Origin of the sequence: Escherichia sp. S10b, from assembly GCF_028421345.1 — a bacterium.
Lineage (GTDB): Bacteria > Pseudomonadota > Gammaproteobacteria > Enterobacterales > Enterobacteriaceae > ECMA0423.
Window position 1 is genome coordinate 1 of sequence record NZ_JAHZSO010000012.1, and the last position, 1,340, is coordinate 1,340.

Below are 1,340 nucleotides of genomic sequence, written 5' to 3' on the forward strand. Positions count from 1 at the left end.
ATTTAATGAGATGGTCACTCCCTCCTTCCCAGTACTATGCTGAGGACAGGCTTTCATTCGGAGAACCATCATGGAAAACATTGCGCTTATTGGTATCGATCTGGGTAAGAACTCTTTCCATATTCATTGTCAGGATCATCGTGGGAAGGCCGTTTACCGTAAAAAATTCACCCGACCAAAGCTAATCGAATTTCTGGCGACATGCCCGGCAACAACCATCGCGATGGAAGCCTGTGGCGGTTCTCACTTTATGGCACGCAAGCTGGAAGAGTTAGGGCATTTTCCAAAGCTGATATCACCGCAATTTGTCCGCCCATTCGTTAAAAGCAACAAAAATGACTTCGTTGATGCTGAAGCTATCTGTGAAGCAGCATCACGTCCATCTATGCGTTTCGTGCAGCCCAGAACCGAATCTCAGCAGGCAATGCGAGCTCTGCATCGTGTCCGTGAATCCCTGGTTCAGGATAAGGTGAAAACAACTAATCAGATGCATGCTTTTCTGCTGGAATTTGGTATCAGCGTTCCGCGAGGTGCTGCCGTTATTAGTCGACTGAGTACCCTTCTTGAGGACAGTAGTTTGCCTCTTTATCTCAGCCAGTTACTGCTGAAATTACAACAGCATTATCACTATCTTGTTGAGCAGATTAAAGATCTGGAATCTCAGTTGAAACGAAAGTTGGACGAAGATGAGGTTGGACAGCGCTTGCTGAGTATTCCCTGCGTTGGAACGCTGACTGCCAGTACTATTTCAACTGAGATTGGCGACGGGAAGCAGTACGCCAGCAGCCGTGACTTTGCGGCGGCAACAGGGCTGGTACCCCGACAGTACAGCACGGGAGGTCGGACGACATTGTTAGGGATTAGCAAGCGGGGCAACAAAAAGATCCGAACTTTGTTGGTTCAGTGTGCCAGGGTATTCATACAAAAACTGGAACACCAGTCTGGCAAGTTGGCCGACTGGGTCAGGGAGTTGTTGTGTCGGAAAAGCAACTTTGTCGTCACCTGTGCTCTGGCAAACAAGCTGGCCAGAATAGCCTGGGCACTGACGGCGCGACAGCAAACTTACGAAGCATAAAGGCAGAAATACACCAGTTTAAACAATCATTCATCTGGTTTTGCGAATACTGATATTGATGATACTAACGGCCCACCGGCCTGTTGAGGAACCTGTAAAACGGAAAGGCTCATTGAAGCCGTATATTTTCTGGAGGTTCATCAGGCGCGGAACTCATCGAGGCGCGGGAATAAAATCCCATTCAGACGCCGGATAGATTCAAGCAAGCCAACTTGTCGTCAAAATCGGTGTTGCAAAAACGGGAGTGACCATAGATTCCGTTTTC

The 1,340-nt window shown here is 48.2% G+C and carries 1 protein-coding gene; it reads left to right on the top strand.

What is annotated here, in order from left to right:
- Positions 1 to 70: 70 nt before the first annotated feature.
- Positions 71 to 1,075, top strand: coding sequence for an IS110-like element IS5075 family transposase (locus FTE26_RS00920; RefSeq protein ID WP_000427619.1), 1,005 nt, complete (start codon positions 71 to 73; stop codon positions 1,073 to 1,075).
- Positions 1,076 to 1,340: the final 265 nt, after the last annotated feature.